This window comes from Agathobacter rectalis ATCC 33656 (assembly GCF_000020605.1).
Lineage (GTDB): Bacteria > Bacillota > Clostridia > Lachnospirales > Lachnospiraceae > Roseburia > Roseburia rectalis.
Map to the genome: position 1 here is coordinate 809,237 of NC_012781.1, position 17,791 is coordinate 827,027.

The following is a 17,791-nucleotide window of genomic DNA, read 5'->3' on the forward strand; positions in this document are numbered from 1 at the left end:
ATAAACTTATATACGAAACAAAAAGTTATATAAAGTTATATAAGGGGAAAACAAAATGCAAAATCCATTTACATTATCATTCGGGAAAAAACCACTGCAATATATATCAAGAATCTCACAGACCAATCAGATAGTAGAGACATTTAGGTCAGAAAATCCTGCAAACCAGCTTTTTATGATAACCGGGGTAAGGGGATCGGGCAAAACGGTTATGATGACCAATATAGTATCAGAGATAAAGAAGGATGAGGAATGGCTGACAGTTGAGCTTAACCCTACGAGAGATATGCTTCAGAGCCTTGCAGCTAAGATTTACAGTATGCCTCAGATGAATAAAATATTTGTCAATGCAAAACTGGATTTTTCAGCGTTTGGACTGGGCGTTTCCATAGAAAATGCAGCACCGGTTACGGATATAGAAAATGTGCTGGAATTGATGCTTGAAAATATAAAGAAACATAATAAGCGGTTACTCATTTCAGTTGATGAGGTTATGAACTGTGAATTTGTAAAAGTATTTGTCAGTTCATTTCAGATATTTCTGAGACAGGATTATCCTATTTTTCTGCTTATGACGGGGCTGTTTGAAAATATATATGATCTGCAGAACGACAAGGCACTTACATTTTTGTACAGGGCGCCTAAGATAATGCTTGAGCCACTTAGCTTTACAGCAGTCAGGAAACACTATATGGATATTTTTGAACTGGATCAAAGAGAGGCAGACAAAATGGCAGCTCTTACAAAGGGATATCCTTTTGCATTCCAGGTATTGGGATATCTTTACTGGGAAAACAGGGATGATCACACGATAGAAGATATTTTACCGGAATATGATCAGTGCCTTGATGAGTATGTGTACAGTAAAATCTGGTCGGAGCTGTCAGAGCTTGATAAAAAAATATTGTTGGAAATATCAGTAAGTGGTGAAGAAAAGGTAAAAGAAATCAGAGAAAAGCTGGATATGAATTCAGGATTATTCTCGGTATATAGAGACCGGCTCAAAAGAAAGGGGGTTATAGATACCTCTGAGTACGGTAAAATTACTCTCACACTTCCACGATTTGAAGAATTTGTCAAAACGCGACAAATGTAATATACTATATCCAACTGAAACATTAACATAATAAAGGAGAAGCACAATGAAAGAATACAGTATAGGTACAAAGTGTGTACAGGCAGGCTATGCAGCCGGAAACGGAGAGCCGAGACAGATTCCGATTATTCAGTCAACTACATTCAAATATGACACAAGCGAGGACATGGGAAAGCTTTTTGACCTTGAGGCAGAGGGCTATTTCTACAGCAGACTGCAGAATCCAACCTGTGATACGGTAGCAAGAAAAATCGCAGCTATGGAGGGTGGCACTGCTGCCATGCTCACATCATCAGGACAGGCAGCCAATTTCTATGCCATGTTCAACATATGTGAGTGCGGAGACCATATCGTGGCATCATCATCCATCTATGGAGGCACCTTCAACCTCATCGCGGTAACTATGGCGAAGATGGGTATTACAGCTACATTCGTATCTCCTGATGCTACAGAGGAGGAGCTGAATGCAGCATTCAGACCAAACACAAAGCTTATGTTTGGTGAGACTATTGCCAATCCTGCGCTTACGGTGCTTGATATAGAGCTTTTTGCAAAGGTGGCACACGAGCACGGAGTACCGCTTATAGTGGACAATACCTTCCCGACACCTGTAAACTGCAGACCAATTGAGTGGGGCGCAGATATTGTCACACACTCTACCACAAAGTACATGGACGGACACGGAGCCACACTCGGCGGAGCAATCGTAGACAGCGGCAAATTCGACTGGATGGCACATGCAGATAAATATCCGGGACTGTGCACACCTGATGACAGCTATCATGGCATCACATATGCAGAGAAATTCGGCAAGGAAGGTGCGTTCATCACCAAATGTACAGCACAGCTTATGCGCGATTTTGGTTCTATGCAGTCACCACAGAATGCATTTATGCTGAATCTTGGCCTTGAGTCACTTCATGTGCGTATGCCAAAGCATGTGGAAAATGGACAGGCAGTGGCTGAATTTTTGGAAAATCATCCAAAGGTTGCCTATGTAAACTACTCAGGGCTTCCTTCAAACAAATACTATGAGAGAGCACAGAAGTATCTTCCAAACGGAGGCTGCGGAGTCGTATCATTTGGCTTAAAGGGCGGCAGAGAGGCAGCGTCTGCATTTATGAAGGCATTAAGGCTTGGTGCAATCGAGACACATGTGGCAGATGCGAGAACCTGCTGCTTAAATCCGGCAACAAGCACGCATCGTCAGATGAATGATGAGCAGCTTAAGGAAGCAGGAGTGCCGGCAGAGCTTATCAGAATAAGCTTAGGTCTTGAGGACAAGGTGGATTTGATTGCAGATATCTCAAACGCACTCGACGCTATAAAATAAAATATATATTCATAAAATACACAAAAAGAACAAAATTAGTAAAAACAAAACTTTACGAAATGACTTACTAATGATATAGTAGTGATAGGTATGAAAGAGTTTTAATAATTATTTTATTTTTGTGGGAATTATTATGAGTAATAGATTTGATGATGAAAACAATATAGAGATGGATATAAAGACCGCATTCGCATCCTGGGGAAAGTATGTTTTTAAGTGCTTTCCGCAGGAATGCCGTTTGAGGTCTTTTTTATCAGAGGATTCATTAGATGACTCAGAAGAGAAAAATGTGGATATTATAAACAATCCGTTTATAGACAGCATGGTTGACAGGAATAATCTGCTGAAGGCTGTTAAACAGATTGCAGAGGGAGAAAAATTTGCTACTGTAGTACTGCATGCCAAGGAAGGAACAGATACCTACAGGATATCATTCAAGTCGATTTGCTTTGATGATGATGGCAGAACAGTTGAGGCAATAGGGCTTGCTGAGCAGCTTGATGAGCGTCTTAACGAGAGTGAGATGGTGAATGCTTTAGGAAGCAACTTCAACAGTATCTACTATGTAGATGTAGACAACAATAAGATGTATCCGTACAGGATGAATCCTTCTGTCCGTGCTATGTTTGGAGAAGTGCTTGAGTCAAAACCGGGCTATAATGAGATGATGGAACAGTATGTAAATGCTATCGTCTTAGAAGAGGATAAGCTTCACATGCTTTTAGAGACATCAATTAATAATCTGCGCAGGCAGTTTTTGATAAAGGATACCTATCAGCATGATTACCGCATCGTGAGGGATGGACAGGTACAGTATTGCAGAGCAAAGTTTGTCAATGTGTCTGGCGTGGGAGAGCTGCACAAGATGATAGCGGGCTTTTCGGATATAAGCCCGGAGAAGCAAAGAGAGCTTGAGCGTATAGCGTATGTGGATGCAGTGACCGGAGGCAACAATTACGAGAGTTTTAAAAAGAAGCTGCGTGACAGAAACGTATCAGGATATCTGATTTCCATGGATATTCACTCCTTCAAGATAGTGAACTCCATCTGTGGTGTGGCAAAGGGCGATGAGGCGCTTAGATGGATTTCTGAAAATATACGCGGTGTTGTAGGATATAATGACATATCAGGTCATATAAATGCAGACAGATTTGTTATTTTCTTTGCGGATGACAAGATAAATAAGGTTATCAGAAAGATAGAGACCATCAATTTACAGCTTATTAAGGTTTCAGAATCCTTAAAGATTCCAAAGATTCAGCCATACTTTGGTGTGACAAAATGGGAGCCGGGAAAAAAGGTTGAGGAAGCATACGGCGAGGCCAACTTTGCCAAGAATCGGATCAAGGAGCGGAAGGACGTGCTCTATCAGATATACAGTCAGGCCGATACAGAAAGGATTGTCGAAGAAAAGCAGATGGAGGATAACTTCTACCGGGATTTAAATGACAATCATTTTGAGATATGGTATCAGCCCAAGTATGCTCCAAAGACCAACAAGCTGGTCGGTGCAGAGGGACTTGTCAGGTGGAGAAGAGAAAATAATGAGATTATTCCGCCATCCAAATTTATACCGCTTTTTGAAAGAAACGGCATGATTAAGGCGCTTGATGAGTATGTATTCCGCGAGGTGTGTACACATCAGAGAAGATGGCTTGATGAAGGGAAAAAAATAGTTCCTATCTCAATCAACCTGTCCAGAGCGAGCCTGTACTTTGAGTCTGTGGTTAAAAGATATCATGATATAGCAAGAAGAATCGGCATATACACACATCTTGTGCCTATAGAGATTACAGAGAGTGCAGCGGTCGATAATGATGAAATCAAGAGTATTGCGGATAAATTCCATGGCAATGGATTTCCACTTTTGGTGGATGATTTTGGCTCAGGCTATTCATCACTTGTTACCCTCAATATGAAGTGCTTTGATACACTCAAAATCGACAAGAGCCTGATTGACTATATAGGAGATTCAAATGGTGAGAGGCTGCTTGTGCACACGATAGCACTGGCCAAGGAGCTGGGAATCTGCGTGACCGCCGAGGGTGTTGAGAGTCAGGAGCAGGTAGAGTTTTTGAAGAATATAGACTGCGACAGTATACAGGGCTTTTATTATTCAAAGCCACTGCCGTTAACAGAGTATGAGATGCTTTTGGATTGATAAATATAAAAAATATAAGCAGTATAAAAGAGCCGGTCATGTGACCGGCTCTTTTGAGGGGAGTATAAATAATTAATAAGAGGTATAACATTGAAAAGATTTCTCTCTTCGGAAACATTATAAAATAACAGTAATTAAAAAGCAATACTTTGAAACACAAAATAATATAATTTTAACAAAACGAGTTAATTTATTAAAGAGCTAAAGTACTAAAGCACCGGCTGTAATGATTTTGGTGATTTATCGCAGTTCACATCTCATAATAAAATGAATATCATAATGTAAATTCGTATTTTGGCGTATGGATGTATGAAATTTAAAATAGTTTATGCGGATGAGCTTTATAAGGTGCAAAAAGAAATGAATGCACTGCTTATAGATATAAGAACAAGAGAGGAATATGACAGGTCGCACTGGAAAGGCGCACTCAGTATGCCTATGGATATCACGGATTCATATGAGAGTGAACTCGATGCGTCACAGAGTGTGATTTTTTACTGCACGCATGGTGGAAGCAGCATGAAGCTGGCCAGATATCTGGGAAATCGCGGTTTTGATACAGCGACAGTCATAGGTGGATACAATGCTATGTGCGGATATCAAAAAAAGTTGCAGAAATATGGCTGAAACTATTTAAAAAAATTGAAATTTATGCAACAATATTAGATAACAATGTAAAGTACAATTATAGAAAGGCAGTTACACAATATATGAATAGATTTGAGCTTGTTGTGCCATGTCATTTTGGCCTTGAGGCAGTAGTCAAGAGGGAGATATATGATCTGGGATATGAGATAACACGTGTGGAGGACGGCAGGGTATCGTTTGAGGGCGATGCTGAGGCTATATGCAGAGCGAATATATTCTTAAGAGGCGCAGAGAGAGTATTACTTCAGGTAGGACGCTTTAAGGCTGCCACATTTGATGAGCTTTTTGAAAATGTAAAGGCTCTCCCATGGGAAAATTATATTCCCAAGGACGGCAGATTCTGGGTGAAAAAGGCTTCTTCCATAAAGAGTAAGCTTTTTTCACCATCTGATATACAGTCTATCGTGAAAAAGGCTATGGTTGAGAGAATGAAGAGGTCTTATCACATTGACTGGTTCCCGGAGGACGGAGCACAGTATCCGGTAAGGGTTTTTCTGTACAAGGATGAGGTGATGGTGACACTTGATACATCGGGGGATTCCCTTCACAAGAGAGGATACCGTCTGGCAACGAGCAAGGCGCCGCTGACTGAGACACTTGCAGCATCGCTCATCATGCTTACACCATGGCATGCAGACAGAATACTTGTGGATCCGTTTTGTGGCAGTGGTACATTTCCGATAGAGGCAGCCATGATGGCAGCAAATATAGCACCCGGTATGAACAGGGAGTTTACAGCTGAGAGCTGGACCAATATCATACCAAGAAAGCTGTGGTATGAGGCTGTGCAGGAGGCAGAGGATATGATAGATAAGGATGTGCAGGTGGACATCCAGGGCTATGACATTGACCCTGATGTGGTGGCTGCAGCCAGGGAAAATGCCAAGAGAGCCGGAGTGGAGCACATGATTCATTTCCAGCAGAGGGCTGTGGCTGACCTGCATCACCCGAAGAAGTACGGATTTATTATCTCAAATCCTCCATACGGTGAGCGACTCGAGGAGAAATCAGCGCTCCCGGCACTGTATTCACAGATTGGAGAAGCTTATAAGAGGCTTGATGCATGGTCGATGTATCTGATTACGAGCTATGAGGATACAGAGCGCTATATCGGCAGAAAAGCTGACAAAAACAGGAAAATCTACAATGGTATGATAAAGACATATTTTTATCAGTTTATGGGGCCTAAGCCTCCGAGAAGGAAAAAGGATTAGCAGGGTATATGAAATATTCAAAGAGATATATTGCATTTACATTAATCTTGGCACTTATCTTTGTGTCTAATTTTTACATATATGCAAAGGACAGCTCTACACTTGGCGCGTTCAGAGGAGCACAGATAGATAATACTATATGGAGTCCGCTTGTGGCTGCTGATGTAAATGGAACCACCATCAGGCTTAGGATAGAAAATAAGGAGTATACGAGCGAGGATGAGCATGTGTATATGGATGAGAACAGGAATATAATGGTTCCCGTGTCTATGCTTCGCGATGCACTAAACAGCAGTGCACATGTATACAATAAAAATGAGCTTCTGGTGGAAAAGCACAGTCTGACAGCTGATTTCAAGCTGGCAGATGACAATGGCTTTGTACAGTATAAGGGACAGTTTTATGCAAGCTTAGACAAGCTGTCTAAACTTTTGGATATGACCTGCAGCTTTGATACGGCGACAAATACGCTTACTATGACAGACAAATCCGAGGGTGTATCAACGGTGCCAACAAAGTATGATCTGAGGGAAAGACAGCGTGTGTCACTAATCAGGGATCAGGGCAGCTACGGCACCTGTTGGGCTTTTGCGGCCACAAGTGCACTTGAGTCAGCCCTTATGCCGGAGGAGCAGCTTTTGTTTTCCGTGGATCATATGAGTATGAGCAACTCATTCAACGTCAATCAGTATGACGGTGGAGAGTATACCATGGGAATGGCATATCTGGCAGCATGGCAGGGACCGGTTTATGACGCGGATGATCCTTACGGAGATGGAGTGACACGCGATGATCTTGCAGCAGTAAAGCATGTGCAGCAGATGCTTATCATAGATGGAAAGGACTATCAGGGCATAAAGGAGGCTGTTTTCAAATATGGTGGTGTGCAGACATCGCTTTACAGTACAATAGCAAGCTCAAAGACAAAGACGCCTTATTACAATAAGCAGACTAATTCTTACTGTTATATGGGTCAAGATAAGCCAAATCATGATGTGGTTATAATTGGCTGGGATGACAATTACCCTAAGGAAAACTTCAATGTGGATCTGGAAGGAGATGGAGCCTTTATATGCCAGAACAGCTGGGGCAGCAGTTTTGGAGACAATGGGGTGTTCTATGTGTCATACTACGATACAAATGTGGGCACGCACAATGTTGTTTATACAGATATAGAGAGTGCTGACAATTATGATAATATATACCAGAGTGACCTGTGTGGCTGGGTAGGAAAGATGGGCTACGATAAGGAGGATATGTACGGAGCCAACATATTTACCGCACAGTCGGCTGAATCGCTAAGGGCTTCCGGCTTTTATGCTACAGCAGCGGATACCTCATACAAGCTGTATGTAGTTAAGAATTTTGAGAATGAGTATTCTTTTAAAAATAAGACGCTGGTGGCTGAGGGGTCACTAAAAAATGCAGGCTATTACACTGTTGATTTTGATGAGCCTGTTGATTTGGAGTCAGGTGAGCGTTATGCCATTGTACTTTATATAAATACACCGGGCTCGACTCATCCGATGGCTATAGAGTACAACTCGGGAGAAGCATACATGTCTACGGTCAATCTGGATGATGGCGAGGGCTACATCAGCTATGATGGTGTGGCATATATCAATGTAAAGGAAAAACAGGATTGTAACCTCTGTATAAAGGCCTTTTCTGATAACAGATGATATGTACAGAAATATTCTAAAGATAATAACAGTATTTTTCGTTATGCTTGCACTTATCGTGCCGGTCACGCTTGAAAAGCTTCCGGCTATAAATGAGAAGTATGATATGGCAAAAGCACTGGAGGATAATGTGCTGCAAAACTATGTCAAGGCTTCCACAGATGCAAAGCAGGAGAAGAACCCTGATGAGATATTGCAGAAGGGAGCCGGCTTTGAGGATGATTTAAGGATAGAGCTGCCGGACGACTCAGAAGGGGAGCGCCAGAGTATATCGGTGGAAACCGATGCCCTGACGCAGACGGTCTATGTAAAGCTTAAGGCTGATGTGGACAATTACTTTACGAAGTATTCCATGACAGGCAGGTCAAATCATATAGACTCCATGCAGTATTACCGCAAAGGGGCAGATGGTGTGATAGCTATCACTACAGACAAGCTCTATCAGGTGAAGCAGCGCATAGAGAATGGATATCTTTATCTGAGCTTTGTCAATCTGCATGATATATACGATAAGGTCATCATAATAGATGCAGGTCACGGCGGTCGTATGACCGGTGCCGTGCGAAACGGAATAGAGGAAAAAAGCATCAATCTGGACATAGTGCTGGCACTTAAGGAACAGCTTGACAGCTATTCAGGTGACAAAAGGCTTGGGATATTCTACACCAGGACAACAGATACCAATCCTACACTGCAGCAGAGAGCGGCACTTGCCAATAAGGCGGATGCGGATTTATTTATAAGCGTGCATTGCAACTCATATGAAAAGGGCAATTTCACCGCAGTTTCGGGTACGCAGGTGCTCTACAGCCAGTCAGATAACAGAGAGCTCGGAAGTAAACATCTTGCACAGATTTGCATGGATAACGTGACAGCTGCGACAGGAAACAGGGCATTTGGGCTGCTTCCTGCAGATGACATATATATAATAAGAACAAGTGAGGCTCCGGTTGCGCTTGTGGAGGTGGGCTTCATGACCAACAGACAGGAGCTTGACAATCTGGCCAATGCAGACTATCAGAAACAGGCAGCTCAGGGTATATACAATGCAATCATGCAGGCCTTTGATGAGGGCTACTAGCTGTATCTGGAAATTGTCCGAATAGAAAAAGAAGGAAGGAAATATATTATGACAAAAATCATATTTGCAACAGGAAACAAGGATAAGCTCAGAGAAATCAAAGAGATACTTTCAGACTGTGACGTGGATATCCGTTCAATGAAGGAAGCAGGTATCAATGTGGATATAGTGGAGGATGGGAAGACCTTTGAAGACAATGCGCTGATTAAGGCCCGCGCAATTGCGGCACACACAGATGCAATTGTTCTCGCAGACGACTCAGGACTTGAGATTGACTATCTGAATAAGGAACCGGGAGTATATTCAGCGCGCTATATGGGCGAGGATACTTCCTATGATATAAAGAATAATAACCTTATAGAACGCCTTGACGGTGTGCCAAAGGAGAAGCGTACAGCCCGCTTTGTGTGCGCTATCGCCGCAGTGCTGCCGGATGGAAAGGAACTTGTGACCAGACAGACTATGGAGGGCTACATAGGATGGGAGATAGCGGGAGCCAACGGCTTTGGTTATGATCCTATCTTCTATTTAGATGAGTACGGCTGCTCTTCTGCAGAGCTTACTCCCCAGCAGAAGAATGCCATAAGCCATCGAGGCAAGGCTCTTCGCGCCATGAGAGAAATGCTTGTGAAGGTGATCTAGAGTATAGGCGTTCAATTGCAACGTATACGGATAAAATGCCTGCCGGTAAGCTCTTTTAAGCTGTCCGGCAGCCACTTTTAAAAAAATATAAAAAAAATAAAAAAAGTTGTTGACATATTCTTCCCTTTGCTATATACTAATTCTTGCGTCACGGAAAGAACGCAAACAAATCCTTCGGGGTGTGGCTCAGCTTGGCTAGAGCGCCTGGTTTGGGACCAGGAGGTCGCAGGTTCGAATCCTGTCACCCCGACTACATGCGGGTGTAGTTCAATGGTAGAACACCAGCCTTCCAAGCTGGATACGTGGGTTCGATTCCCATCACCCGCTTAGATATTGCAGTATTCGCAGTATCCCATATGTGTCTGTAGCTCAGTTGGATAGAGCACCGGCCTTCTAAGCCGGGTGTCGGGGGTTCGAATCCCTTCAGGCACATTTTTTATTTCATATCAATTCCATATGGACCATATGAAGTAAATATGGTGGGTATAGCGCAGTTGGTTAGCGCGCCAGATTGTGGCTCTGGAGGCCCAGGGTTCGAATCCCTGTATCCACCCTTTGCATTAATGCAAATAGTGTCGTGCGCATTATATGCGTATCCGTGCGGCGCACGAGTATTACTCAAGGGCTATCGCCAAGCGGTAAGGCACAGGATTTTGATTCCTGCATTCGTTGGTTCGAATCCAACTAGCCCTGTTACAATCTGAATATATGGGATATTAGCTCAGGTGGTAGAGCACTTGACTTTTAATCAAGTTGTCCGGGGTTCGAATCCCCGATGTCTCATTAAAAATGCCTCTCTTAAAGAGGCGTTTTTTAATGTCAGACATCGTAGGAATCGAACTCCGGACAACGTAGTTGACCGGGGCGCTAGACGTCCGGGGGACGTCTGTTAAGCGCGGACCGAAGCGGAGCGTAGACCGAATCCCCGATGTCTCATTAGCGTAAAAGAAGCCGTTCCTTGAACGGTTTTTTTGTATTTAGAAGAATGGAGGTTTCGAACTCCGGACAACGTAGTTGACCGAAGCGTAGACAGAGAAAAATATGTGGGTATTATATGCATTTGGATCCGCATTTTTTGCGGGTATAACATCAATACTGGCAAAGTGTGGTATCAAAAAAACTGATTCAAACGTAGCAACTGCAATCAGGACAATTGTAGTTTTGATTTTTTCATGGATTATGGTATTTGTGGTTAAAGCGCAGGGGCAGATTACAGCTGTGTCAGCAAAGACATGGATATTTCTGATGCTTTCAGGAGTCGCTACCGGAGCCTCATGGCTCTGTTATTTTAAAGCACTCCAGCTTGGCGATGTAAACAGAGTGGTGCCGATTGATAAATCAAGCACAATACTGACCATTATACTTGCATTTATCTTTTTTAAAGAGGAGATAAACGTACTCAGGCTGGTATGTGTGGTGCTTATAGCAATTGGAACGTATATGATGATCACCAAAAAGGAGATATCACAGGAAGAGCAGAATAAGGCCAGGGGTTCCCATGGATGGCTGTTTTATGCAGTGCTGTCTGCTGTTTTTGCCAGCTTCACCTCAATACTGGGAAAGGTCGGCATAGAGGGAATCAATTCTAATCTGGGAACTGCAATAAGGACGATAGTGGTGCTTATTATGGCTTGGATAGTGGTATTTGCCACAGGAAAACAGCACACCATAAAGCATATAGAGAAAAAAGAGCTTGGCTTTATCTGCCTTTCGGGACTTGCAACAGGCGGCTCATGGCTTTGCTATTACAAGGCACTGCAGGACGGACTTGCGAGTGTCGTAGTGCCTATAGATAAGCTGAGCATAGTTGTGTCAATTGTGTTTTCATATTTCGTATTTAAGGAAAAGCTGACGATTAAATCCTTTACAGGACTGGTGCTCATCATAGCAGGAACATTGATTATGCTGGTTTAAATATATAAAAACATCTTGACGTTTTTCTGTTTTTCTATTATCATTGTTAACCGAGGAAATATTTATAGTTGACAATTATAACGGATGATATGTATTATAATGATACTTATTAAATGAGAGAAGAAATACAGGACACGAAGGAGATTAAAATGGATCCAATAACACTGGCACAGGAGATAATAGACGGAAGAAGAATCACAAGGGATGATGACCTATCATTTTTCCTTACATGTGATTTAGACGAGCTGTGTAAGGGCGCAGATATGATCAGGGAGAAGTTTATCGGTGACAAGGTAGATTTGTGCTCGATAATAAACGGAAGAAGCGGAAAATGCCCTGAGGACTGCAAATACTGTGCGCAGTCAGCACATAATCATACAAATTGTGAGGTTTATGATTTTTTACCTGAGGAAAAGATACTTGAGGCTTGCAGGATGAATGAGAGAGAGGGTGTAGACCGTTTCTCGATAGTTACAGCGGGAAAAGCGCTGACAGGTGAGGAATTTGACAAGGCAATACATGCATATGAGACTATGAAAAGAGAGTGTAAGATTGATTTATGTGCATCAATGGGCTTTCTTTCAGCAGAGCAGCTTCACAGACTGCACGAGGCAGGTGTCAGCAGCTATCACCACAATATAGAGACCTCAAAGCGTAATTTCCCCAATATATGCACCACACATACCTATGATATGAAGATTGAGACGCTTAAAAAGGTGAAGGCAGAGGGCATGTATGCGTGCTCAGGCGGCATCATCGGAATGGGTGAGACCTGGGAGGACAGGCTTGATATGGCAGTAAGCCTTGCAGAGGTAGGAGTGGATTCCATTCCGCTTAATGCGCTTATGCCGATTGCAGGCACTCCGCTTGAGGGACTTGAGCATATCAGTGAGCCTGATATACTGCGTACAGTGTCATTTTTCAGATATATAAATCCAAAGGCTGACATACGTCTCGGAGCCGGAAGAGCGCTGCTTACAAATGACGGAGAGCTTGCATTCAAGTCGGGAGCATCAGCCACAATTACAGGAAACATGCTTACGACAGTAGCGTGTGCCACAATCAGAAGTGACAAGGAAATGCTTGAGGGCATGGGCAGGAATGTGACACCTGAGTACATGAAATAAAGGTAATTATTCAGAATATAAAATATGTCAAAGATGCGTAAAATAGTATTAGTTTTGCGCATCTTTTTTAGTACAAATGACAGGATTGGTTGCGGGGTGAAAAATATTATTATATAATGAAAAAAATGTAATTTAAGGGATTTATCCGGTATAGCATGGAACATGAATAGGAGCGAATTAATATATTTCATTGAAAAATAAGAGGTTACGGGGGAAATATGTACAACGATAAAGGTAATACAAAATATCTGAAGCTTTTAAAACAAAATTATTCATCAAGTCAGGATGTAATCAGGGAGATAGTCAATCTTTCTGCGATTATAAACCTGCCAAAGGGCACGGAGTTTTTCCTGAGTGATATACATGGCGAGTATGAGGCTTTTTTACATATCATGAACAACTGCTCAGGTGTGATAAAGGAAAAGGTGGATTTGATTTTCAAGGATACGATTTCTGATTATGACAGACAGGAGCTTTGCACGCTCATATACTATCCAAGAGAGAAAATGGCCCTGCTTGATGAACAGGGCAAGATAGACAGTGACTGGTATGCTATGACGTTAAATCAGCTTATACTTGTCGCAAAGCTGCTCTCATCAAAGTACACCAGGTCGAAGGTCAGAAAGGCTCTGCCTGAGGAATATGCGTACATTATCGATGAGCTTTTGCATGCGCAGGAGGATGAGGATGCAAACCAGGTCAGATATCACAAGCAGATATTAAAGACTATAATTGATTTGGAGGATGCGGATGAGTTTATAATCGCTTTGTCTGCACTGATTAAGAGGCTTGCTGTTGACCATCTGCACATTGTGGGAGATGTATTTGACAGAGGAGGAAGCGCGGATAAGATTCTCGATCTGCTTTATGATTATCACTCGCTTGATATTGAGTGGGGCAATCACGACATTCTCTGGATGGGTGCGGCATGTGGAAATGATGCATGTATATGTAATGTCATCCGCAACAATCTTAAATACAACAATGTGGAAATTCTTGAGAATGCCTACGGAATAAGCTTACGACAGCTAATGCTGTTTGGCATGAAAACATATGGTATAGAGGATGGAATTGAGGCTGCAAGGGCGGCCATCACAGTAATGCTTTTTAAGCTTGAGGGGCAGCTTATACTTGCACATCCCGAGTATGAGATGGGAAACAGGCTGATGCTTGACAGGCTGGACGAGCTGCAGGATGTAGGAGTGGACAGAAAGCGCTTTCCAACCGTTGATGATGAGAGACCCTACGCACTAAGTGACGAGGAGACTGTCATCATGAGAAAGCTGCACAGACAGTTTGTGACAGGACAGCGCCTGCACAAGCATGTCAGATTTTTGTATGATAAGGGCGGCATGTACAATGTATACAATGGCAACCTGCTCTATCATGGCTGTGTTCCGGTTGATAGCAACGGAGCCTTTGATAAGCTGTATATTGATGGTGAATTTTATCACGGAAGGGCGTTGCTTGACAAATGTGATGAGAAGGCAAGGGCTGCGTATGTGGACAATCCTTATAAGGATGATGTGGACTTTATGTGGTTTTTGTGGGGAGGAGAAAAATCACCGCTGTGCGGCAGAAGGCTTAAGACCTTTGAGATGGAATATGTTACAGACAAGAGCATGTGGGAAGAGCCTTCTAACCCATATTACAGCAGGTATTACGATAAGAGCTTCTGCTGTCAGATACTGCACGAGTTCGGGCTGTATGATGATGATGCGCATATCATAAATGGACATACACCGGTTCACGCAATAGAGGGAGAGAACCCTGTCAGGGCCAATGGCAAGCTGTTTGTGATAGATGGAGGCTTCTGCCGTGCGATGAACAAGAAAACCGGTATCGCCGGCTATACACTGATTTACAATTCACATGGTCTAAGGCTCAAGGCACACACGCCTTTTACATCGGTGGAGGATGCCCTGATAAATAATACTGACATAGAGACATCATCAGAGGTCGAGGAAAATGATAAGAGACGTATGCTTGTGAAGGATACCGATATAGGGAAGAGGCTTATTGGAGAGATTGATGATCTGCACAAGCTTCTTGAGAACTACAGGAGGCTGTAGGGAACATATTAGACTGTAGGGTACGTATGGAACCTGACCTTGACAAATAAGTTATAAAGAGTTATAAAAAGAATACAAAGTTATAAAGAGTTATAAAAATTATTAAAAGTTATAAAGAGTTATAAAACAGGAGCGCAGAGATGAAAAATAATCCCTTTTCATTATCATTTGGCAAGGAACCGGTCAGTTTAATTAACCGTAATGTTCAGTCTTATGAAATAATTGATACATTTGAGGATGAAAACCCTGCTTACCAGGGTTGTGTAGATAATTGTGATTTTTAAGGGGGAAGATAGGTTAAAGGAGCAGCATATGATTAAAGAGTAATCCGTCATGCAGTGTATGCATGGCGGATTTTTCGTATGTAATTGCTTGCGACTGATACATTTTAGATACAAGTATCTGCTAATATATAAACAGCCATGCATAATACAGGCTGAATATATAATCCTTAGGATTGACAGCAAAAGAAGAATATGCAAAGATTTATAAAGGATAATAGTTACGGATAATAAAGTTTTAGAAGGAATATGATGATAGAAATACTAATAGTAGAAGACGAAAAACCGATATCAGACCTCATCAGATTAAATCTCATGAAAGCAGGCTATAGCTGCACCTGTGCCTTTGATGGTATGGAGGCAGCAGATATTCTGGAGGAGAGAAATTTTGACCTGATAATACTTGATGTAATGCTGCCGAAGTTAAACGGCTTTGAGCTTATGGAATACATAAAGCCGCTTGGCATACCTGTTATATTTCTCACAGCAAAAGCCACTTTAGATGACAGGCTAAGAGGTCTCACGTCCGGTGCCGAGGACTATATGGTAAAGCCATTTGAGATTGTTGAGCTTTTAGCCCGGGTAAATATAGTGCTAAGACGTTATAATAAGATGGAGCAGCAGCTCACCTTTAAGGATATAGCTATCGATACGAAAAACCAGAATGTATCAAAGGCAGGGAAGCATATAGAGCTTACACCAAAGGAATTTGAGCTGCTTGAGCTTTTGATGCGCAATAAAAATATCACACTTTTCAGAGAAAAAATATATGAAGAAATATGGGGAAGTGAGTACTCTGTCGAGTCGAGGACTCTCGATCTTCACATACAGAGACTGCGCAAAAAGCTTGATATAGGAGACAGCCTTAAAACCGTATTTAAGGCAGGATACAGGCTGGAAGAATAGAAAACTAAAGACCATTAAATATGGGTAAGCGTAATATACAAAAAGAGGGATAAATGAAATTCAGGTACAAGGTATTGTTCACAAACTTAATACTGCTTTCACTTGGACTGGGGCTGGTGGGATACCTCATGATACACAAGAATTTTGAGCTGGCGAAGCAGACACAGCTTAAAAACGCTATTGTGCAGAATAATCTGGTACAGTCCTCTGTGGAGTATGAGCTTTTGCAGCTTTTAAATTCAGTTTCCGATAATTCTGAAACTTCGAACAATAATACAGATAACAATAATGCAGAAAAGAGCAGCATTTCCGCATCATCAATAGCCGCGCAACTTCCGCAGATCGGAAGCCGTGTAAGCAGCAGTGTGCGCTCAAGGGATTCATTTTTCTACATATATTTTGATGGTGAAAAAGTATATACAGATGACAAAAGTGATGCAAGGATAAGTGATACACTTTTTAAAAATCTCACAACAGGAAACAAAAACTATGTGATAAAAGAAGAATCCCAAAAGCACTATATCTATGTTACATCGCAGAGTGTGATAAATGAAAAAAATCTCTGGATAGTAAGTAAATGCGATGCATCAGAGGCGTATACACTGCTTGATGAGCAGATAAACTATTTCAGGCTGATAATAATAGTCATATTGATTGCAGAGTCGGCAGCAATGTATTTTATCAGCAGGTACATGACAAAGCCGCTCGAGAAGCTTAACCATGTCAGCGAGGAAATAGCGCAGGGGGATTATGCCACAAGGGTAAACGTAAAAAGTCATGATGAGATAGGGCTTCTTGCGCAGAAATTTAATATCATGGCGCAGGCAGTATCGGATCATGTAGACGAGCTTAACGATATGGTGCACAGGCGTGAGCAGTTTGTAGCGGATTTTACACACGAGATAAAAACCCCTATGACGTCGATCATTGGATATGCAGACACGATGCGTTCACTGGAGCTTCCGAGAGAGGAGCAGATGATGGCGCTTGGATATATCTTTTCGGAGGGAAAACGTCTGGAGAGCATGTCGCAGAAGCTTTTTGAGCTGATATATCTGCGCCGGCATGATATTGAAAAAGCGCGGGTTCATATGGCAGATCTTTGTGCAGAGGTGGTAAAGGTTGTTGAGCCTGCATACGAAAACAGGCATCTTACTATAGAAACAGAGATAGAGGATACTGTGCTGACCGTGAATAGAGAGCTTTTGGTTACAGCACTTGTCAATCTGATGGATAATGCAAGGAAAGCGTCAGAAGAAGGTCAGCAGGTTGAGGTTACAGGAAAATTTGTGGACAATATGGCTTGTAATATACCTAAAGATAAAACGGATATAGGCGAAGCCGAATCAGCAGATGACAGGAAATGCACGAGGGCATATGAAATATGCATAATCGATCACGGAATCGGAATGACTAAGGAACAGGCAGAAAGAATTTGTGATGAGTTTTATATGGCAGACAAATCCAGAGCCAGAAAAGAGGGCGGTGCCGGAATCGGAATGTCGCTTGTGGCAATCATTTTAGAGCACCATAATGCAGTACTTTCAGTGGAAAGTGAACCCGGATGCGGAACAACGATGAGGATTTTGCTTCCGTGGTAATCTGAACGCAGTATAGATATAAAAAATGGTAAA

At 42.3% G+C, this 17,791-nt stretch carries 13 protein-coding genes and 6 tRNA genes; all 19 read left to right on the forward strand.

The window, feature by feature from the left end; genetic code table 11:
* The first annotated feature begins 55 nt into the window (after positions 1 to 55).
* Positions 56 to 1,096 carry a P-loop NTPase fold protein gene (locus EUBREC_RS04030; protein WP_012741777.1) on the forward strand — a complete coding sequence of 347 codons (1,041 nt, stop codon included), beginning with the start codon at positions 56 to 58 and terminating at the stop codon, positions 1,094 to 1,096.
* A gap of 46 nt (positions 1,097 to 1,142) precedes the next feature.
* Entirely contained in the window at positions 1,143 to 2,429 is a 1,287-nt protein-coding gene (locus EUBREC_RS04035) for an O-acetylhomoserine aminocarboxypropyltransferase/cysteine synthase family protein (RefSeq protein WP_012741778.1), read from the forward strand.
* A gap of 133 nt (positions 2,430 to 2,562) precedes the next feature.
* On the forward strand, positions 2,563 to 4,590 hold the full coding sequence (locus EUBREC_RS04040; protein ID WP_012741779.1) for a GGDEF domain-containing phosphodiesterase: 2,028 nt from the start codon (positions 2,563 to 2,565) through the stop codon (positions 4,588 to 4,590).
* 309 nt (positions 4,591 to 4,899) lie between these two features.
* Entirely contained in the window at positions 4,900 to 5,217 is a 318-nt protein-coding gene (locus EUBREC_RS04045) for a rhodanese-like domain-containing protein (RefSeq protein WP_012741780.1), read from the forward strand.
* Positions 5,218 to 5,300: 83 nt separating this feature from the next.
* Positions 5,301 to 6,452, forward strand: a complete 1,152-nt coding sequence (locus EUBREC_RS04050; protein ID WP_041254478.1) for a THUMP domain-containing class I SAM-dependent RNA methyltransferase — start codon at positions 5,301 to 5,303, stop codon at positions 6,450 to 6,452.
* Positions 6,453 to 6,460: 8 nt separating this feature from the next.
* Entirely contained in the window at positions 6,461 to 8,134 is a 1,674-nt protein-coding gene (locus tag EUBREC_RS04055; RefSeq protein ID WP_012741782.1) for a lectin like domain-containing protein, read from the forward strand.
* Between the two features lies 1 nt (position 8,135).
* Complete coding sequence (locus EUBREC_RS04060; RefSeq protein ID WP_012741783.1) at positions 8,136 to 9,215, forward strand: N-acetylmuramoyl-L-alanine amidase family protein; 1,080 nt, start codon at positions 8,136 to 8,138, stop codon at positions 9,213 to 9,215.
* Positions 9,216 to 9,263: 48 nt separating this feature from the next.
* Positions 9,264 to 9,857, forward strand: a complete 594-nt coding sequence (locus EUBREC_RS04065; protein WP_012741784.1) for an XTP/dITP diphosphatase — start codon at positions 9,264 to 9,266, stop codon at positions 9,855 to 9,857.
* 175 nt (positions 9,858 to 10,032) lie between these two features.
* Positions 10,033 to 10,107 (forward strand) — tRNA-Pro (locus EUBREC_RS04070).
* A gap of 6 nt (positions 10,108 to 10,113) precedes the next feature.
* Positions 10,114 to 10,184 (forward strand) — tRNA-Gly (locus tag EUBREC_RS04075).
* 31 nt (positions 10,185 to 10,215) lie between these two features.
* A tRNA-Arg gene (locus tag EUBREC_RS04080) sits at positions 10,216 to 10,289 on the forward strand.
* A 47-nt stretch (positions 10,290 to 10,336) separates the two neighbouring features.
* A tRNA-His gene (locus tag EUBREC_RS04085) sits at positions 10,337 to 10,410 on the forward strand.
* Between the two features lie 68 nt (positions 10,411 to 10,478).
* Positions 10,479 to 10,550 (forward strand) — tRNA-Gln (locus EUBREC_RS04090).
* A 17-nt stretch (positions 10,551 to 10,567) separates the two neighbouring features.
* Positions 10,568 to 10,640 (forward strand) — tRNA-Lys (locus EUBREC_RS04095).
* 258 nt (positions 10,641 to 10,898) lie between these two features.
* Entirely contained in the window at positions 10,899 to 11,771 is an 873-nt protein-coding gene (locus tag EUBREC_RS04100) for an EamA family transporter (RefSeq protein WP_012741785.1), read from the forward strand.
* A 149-nt stretch (positions 11,772 to 11,920) separates the two neighbouring features.
* Complete coding sequence (gene bioB, locus EUBREC_RS04105; RefSeq protein ID WP_041253911.1) at positions 11,921 to 12,898, forward strand: biotin synthase BioB; 978 nt, start codon at positions 11,921 to 11,923, stop codon at positions 12,896 to 12,898.
* Positions 12,899 to 13,116: 218 nt separating this feature from the next.
* Complete coding sequence (locus EUBREC_RS04110) at positions 13,117 to 14,970, forward strand: fructose-bisphosphatase class III (RefSeq protein ID WP_012741787.1); 1,854 nt, start codon at positions 13,117 to 13,119, stop codon at positions 14,968 to 14,970.
* 533 nt (positions 14,971 to 15,503) lie between these two features.
* Positions 15,504 to 16,157 (forward strand): response regulator transcription factor, encoded by a 654-nt coding sequence (locus EUBREC_RS04115; RefSeq protein ID WP_015516825.1) that lies wholly within the window; start codon positions 15,504 to 15,506, stop codon positions 16,155 to 16,157.
* Between the two features lie 53 nt (positions 16,158 to 16,210).
* A complete protein-coding gene (locus EUBREC_RS04120) occupies positions 16,211 to 17,758 on the forward strand; it encodes a sensor histidine kinase (protein ID WP_012741791.1) in 1,548 nt (515 codons plus the stop codon).
* The last annotated feature ends 33 nt before the right edge of the window (positions 17,759 to 17,791 follow it).

Bases quoted from the DNA above. Each gene is read 5' to 3' on its own strand.
- EUBREC_RS04030 (WP_012741777.1), top strand. From the start codon at position 56: ATGCAAAATCCATTTACATTATCATTCGGGAAAAAACCACTGCAATAT.
- EUBREC_RS04035 (WP_012741778.1), top strand. From the start codon at position 1,143: ATGAAAGAATACAGTATAGGTACAAAGTGTGTACAGGCAGGCTATGCA.
- EUBREC_RS04040 (WP_012741779.1), top strand. From the start codon at position 2,563: ATGAGTAATAGATTTGATGATGAAAACAATATAGAGATGGATATAAAG.
- EUBREC_RS04045 (WP_012741780.1), top strand. From the start codon at position 4,900: ATGAAATTTAAAATAGTTTATGCGGATGAGCTTTATAAGGTGCAAAAA.
- EUBREC_RS04050 (WP_041254478.1), top strand. From the start codon at position 5,301: ATGAATAGATTTGAGCTTGTTGTGCCATGTCATTTTGGCCTTGAGGCA.
- EUBREC_RS04055 (WP_012741782.1), top strand. From the start codon at position 6,461: ATGAAATATTCAAAGAGATATATTGCATTTACATTAATCTTGGCACTT.
- EUBREC_RS04060 (WP_012741783.1), top strand. From the start codon at position 8,136: ATGTACAGAAATATTCTAAAGATAATAACAGTATTTTTCGTTATGCTT.
- EUBREC_RS04065 (WP_012741784.1), top strand. From the start codon at position 9,264: ATGACAAAAATCATATTTGCAACAGGAAACAAGGATAAGCTCAGAGAA.
- EUBREC_RS04100 (WP_012741785.1), top strand. From the start codon at position 10,899: ATGTGGGTATTATATGCATTTGGATCCGCATTTTTTGCGGGTATAACA.
- bioB (WP_041253911.1), top strand. From the start codon at position 11,921: ATGGATCCAATAACACTGGCACAGGAGATAATAGACGGAAGAAGAATC.
- EUBREC_RS04110 (WP_012741787.1), top strand. From the start codon at position 13,117: ATGTACAACGATAAAGGTAATACAAAATATCTGAAGCTTTTAAAACAA.
- EUBREC_RS04115 (WP_015516825.1), top strand. From the start codon at position 15,504: ATGATAGAAATACTAATAGTAGAAGACGAAAAACCGATATCAGACCTC.
- EUBREC_RS04120 (WP_012741791.1), top strand. From the start codon at position 16,211: ATGAAATTCAGGTACAAGGTATTGTTCACAAACTTAATACTGCTTTCA.